The 4,003-nt window shown below is 72.9% G+C and carries 4 protein-coding genes; 3 read left to right on the forward strand and 1 reads right to left on the reverse strand.

The features are described from left to right. The 3 genes from MXD60_RS25890 to MXD60_RS25900 form a co-directional block, all read left to right on the forward strand. Window positions 1–970: AIM24 family protein (locus MXD60_RS25890; RefSeq protein ID WP_248822271.1), on the forward strand; the 970-nt coding region annotated here is incomplete at its 5' end. A gap of 61 nt (window positions 971–1,031) precedes the next feature. Beyond that, window positions 1,032–1,709, forward strand: coding sequence for an AIM24 family protein (locus tag MXD60_RS25895; RefSeq protein ID WP_248822273.1), 678 nt, complete (start codon window positions 1,032–1,034; stop codon window positions 1,707–1,709). A 64-nt stretch (window positions 1,710–1,773) separates the two neighbouring features. Further along, a complete protein-coding gene (locus tag MXD60_RS25900) occupies window positions 1,774–2,994 on the forward strand; it encodes an AIM24 family protein (RefSeq protein WP_248822275.1) in 1,221 nt (406 codons plus the stop codon). 99 nt (window positions 2,995–3,093) lie between these two features. Here MXD60_RS25900 and MXD60_RS25905 read toward each other — a convergent pair whose 3' ends face one another. Next, window positions 3,094–3,966: a DMT family transporter gene (locus MXD60_RS25905; protein WP_248822277.1), complete on the reverse strand. Its 873-nt coding sequence runs from the start codon at window positions 3,964–3,966 to the stop codon at window positions 3,094–3,096. Between the last annotated feature and the right edge of the window lie 37 nt (window positions 3,967–4,003).

Raw genomic sequence — 4,003 nt, forward strand, 5'->3', positions numbered from 1 at the left:
CGCGGGGGGGGGGGGGGGGGCCCCCCCCCCCCGCGGCGCCCCCCCCCCCGCGGGGGGCCCCCCGCCGCGGCCCGTCCACGACCAGCGCAAGCCCGCCCCGCCCGCCCCGCAGTACGGGGGACAGCCGGCTCCGTCCCCGCAGTACGGCGGACAGCCGGCGCCCACTCCGCAGTACGGCGGCCAGCCCGCGCCGGGGGCGCCCCCGGTCCAGCCGGCCTACGCGGGCGCGCCGCAGGGCGGCGCCCCCGGCTACGGCGCTCCCGTGGGTGGCGTGCCCGGCGGTGCGGAGCCGCTGCCCTCGCAGGTCCAGCCGACCCAGCCGGGGGCGATGAGCAGCCTCGCCCCGTACCGGGAGGTGCCGACGGCCGGGCGCTGGACCCAGCAGAACGGCAAGCTGGTGAAGGTGACGCTCGGCCCGGACGCGCTGGCGCTGCGCGGCTCGATGGTCGCCTACCAGGGCAACATCGAGTTCGACTACAAGAGCTCCGGGCTGCGCGGCCTCATCGAGGGCAAGCTGACCGGGCAGAGCGTGAAGCTCATGACCTGCAAGGGCGCCGGCGAGGTGTTCCTCGCCCACGATGCCGCGGACCTGCACATCGTCGAACTCGGCAGCTCGTCGCTGTGCATCAACGCGAAGAACCTGCTGGCGATGGACGACACGGTGCGCACCGAGGTGAAACGTATCGAGAGCCCTGGCATCCCCGGCGGCGGCCTGTTCCACTTCGAGGTGTCCGGGCCGGGCTCGGTGGTCGTCATGACCAAGGGGTCGCCGATGACCCTGCCCGTGCAGGGCCCGACGTTCGCGGACATGAACGCGCTGGTCGCCTGGACCACGGGCATGCGGGTCAGCGTGTCCACCCAGGTGCGGATCTCCCGGCAGATCTACGCCGGCAGCAGCGGTGAGGCGCTCGCCCTGCAGTTCATGGGGTTCGCCGGTCATTTCGTTGTCGTCCAGCCGTTCGAGGTGTGAGGGTGGAGACGAACGCGCACGCGGGCCTGGCGCTGATGCCGCCGGCGGGAAGGAGCGGGCCGTGCAGGGCAGCCTGATCGATCATTACGGGCCGACGCCCGTCATGGAACGGATGAGCAAGCACGGCTCCAAGATCGTCAAGGTCGTCATGAACCCCGGGCAGGACCTGTTCGCCCGTACCGGCTCCATGATCGCCTATGAGGGGCTGATCGACTTCAACCCGCAGCCGCCGCAGCTCGGCCGGATCGTGTCCTCGTGGGCGACCGGCGAGGGCGTGCCGCTGATGACCGCGACCGGACAGGGCCTGCTCTACCTCGCCGACTACGGCAAGGAGGTCATCGTCGCTCAGCTCGCCGGCGAGGGCCTGTCCGTCAACGGCAAGAACATCCTCGCCTTCGACGCCCAGCTCCAGTGGAACATCGAGCGGGTGCGCGGCGTGAGCATGCTGTCCGGGATGGGGATGTTCAACGTGGTCCTGCGCGGCCACGGCTGGGTGGCGCTGACCGCCAAGGGCAACCCCATCGTGCTCGACACCCGCGAGGCGCCGACCTTCGTCGACACCGACGCCCTGGTCGCGTACACCGACGGGCTGCGGGTCGAGCCGCGGCGCACCGCGCGCCTCGGCGGGCTGATCGGCCGCGGCTCCGGTGAGGCGTTCCAGCTCGGGTTCTCCGGGCAGGGCTTCGTCGTGGTCCAGCCGAGCGAGGACGAACGCCCGAACATGTCGCTGCGGGGCTGACGGCACGGATCGGAACCGCCGACCGGCACGCGGCCGGCTGGCGGGAGGCGGAAAGGACGTGGACATGACGCAGGGCGGCGGATACGGCGGTCATCCTGGCGCGCCGGGCGGCGGCTACCCCGGCGGTCCCGGCTACCCGCCCTCCGGCCAGGGCGGCTATCCGCCGCCGGGGCAGGGCTATCCGCCGGGCCAGGGTGGCTATCCGCCTCCGGGGCAGGGGTACCCGCCGGGCCAGGGTGGCTATCCGCCGCCCGGCCAGGGCTATCCGCCGCCCGCCGGTGGCTATCCGCCGCCCGCCGGTGGCTACCCGCCGCCCGGTCCTGGCGGCTACCCGCCTGGCGGTGGTTATCCGCCCCCGGGTGGTCCCGGGCCAGGCGGTCATCCGGGCGGTCCTCCTGGTGCCGGCCCGGGTGGTCCCGGTGGCCCGGGCGGGATCCGCAGCAGCCTGCTCGACAACCCCGAACAGCCGTCGGAGGAGCCGTTCTCCCTGCAGAACGGCAAGATGTTGCGGGCGACGCTCGGGCGCGGCATGCGCGAGTTCTACGCCCGCAAGGGCGCGATGGTCGCCTACCAGGGCGGGGTCAACTTCGACGGGCACTGGGAGGGCTGGGGCAGCCAGTTCCGCAGCTTCTTCAGCGGCGGCGAGGGCCTCAACCTCATGCAGGTCTCCGGGTCGGGCGCGGTCTTCCTCGCCAACCAGGCGCAGGACATCCACATCCTGGACCTGGTCGGCGGCGACGGGCTCACCGTCGACGGCAAGAACGTGCTGGCGTTCAACTCCGACCTGAGCTGGGACCTGGTCCGCGTCGACACCCAGGTCGGCATCGCCGGTGTCGGCTCCTACCAGGTCGAACTGCGCGGCAGCGGGCGCGTCGCGGTCTGCACGTCGGGCGCGCCGCTGGTCATGCGGGTGACCCATCAGAACTACTACTTCGCCGACGCGGACGCCGTCGTCGGCTGGTCGTCGAGCCTGCAGGTCTCCATGCAGGCCGCGGTGACGTCGTCGTCGGTGTGGAAGCCGCGGGGCAACACCGGGGAAAGCTGGCAGATGCAGTTCAGCGGCGACGGCTACGTCATCGTGCAGCCCTGTGAGCTGCTCCCGCCGTACAACGCGCTGGCCGGCGCCGGCGCGGCCGGGCATTTCGGCTTCGGCGGCCAGGGCTTCGGTGGGAACCAGCTCGGCGGCCACGGCGGCGGCCAGCAGGGCGGCCCCGGCGGGGGTCTCGGTGGCCTCGGCGGTCTCGGTGGCGGGGGCCTGGGCGGGCTGTTCGGCGGCGGTCGCTGAGGCCGGTCGTCCCGCCCGCCCCGGTGATCGTGCCCGTCCTGGTGGCCGCGCGGCGCTGATCGCCGCCGTCGTGCCGATGGTCGCGACCGTGCTGGTGTGTCAGGGGGAGGGTCGCCGGGGGCGGGGCAGCGCGCTGGGGCGGGACAGCAGGACCACGCCGCCGGTGACGAGCACTCCGGCGACCGCGACGCCCGTGATGACCCGGGGTTGCGAGGGCACCGGCACGCCGAACACCAGAACGCCGAGCGCATAGGCGGTGACCGGGTTCGTAATGGCCATGGCGGTAACCACCGCGGCCAGCGGACCGACGGCGTAGGCCATCTGACCCAGGCACAGGCTCGTCAGTGTGACCCCGCACAGGGCATAGGCGTACCAGTGGGTGACTGTTGCGTAGATCCCGTTTGTGAGGGTCAGGTCGGTTGTCTGTTTGAGCAGCAGCGCGCTCAGCGCGAAGAACAGTCCGGCCGCCGTGCCGAACATCGCCGCCCGGGCGGCCGGCCGGCGACCGAGGGACAGGCCGATCAGCGTCGCCGCCGCCAGGACGAGCGCGCCCGTCGCCAGCACCAGTGGCCCCTGCTTCAGCGGCGCGTGCGCGGGCAGTCGGTTCTGCACCGAGAGCAGCAGCGCCAGGCCCGCGCAGATCGACGCGGACGCCCACCACGCCGCCCGAGCCATCCGCAGCCGTGTGCCGACGAGTCCGAGCGGCAGCGCGAACAGCATCTGGGTGACCATGAGCGGTTGCACCTCGGCGAGTGAACCGGCGTGCAGCGCCAGTGCCTGCACCACGAATCCCGAGACGTTAAACAGCCAGCCGACCAGCCATAACGGTTCCCGGACGAGGTCGAGCAGGTGCTTCGGACCGGGCATGGCGACCCGGGTGTCGTCGCGGCCCCCCCCCCCCCCGCCCCCCCCCCCCCCCCCCCCCCCCCCACGCGAAGGGAAGATCGGAGGGGGTCCATATGTCGGTTCCACGCCTGGCATCGCGAGTCAGCGCGGCCAGGGCGTTGAA

It is taken from the genome of Frankia sp. AgB32, from assembly GCF_023243045.1.
GTDB lineage: Bacteria > Actinomycetota > Actinomycetes > Frankiales > Frankiaceae > Frankia.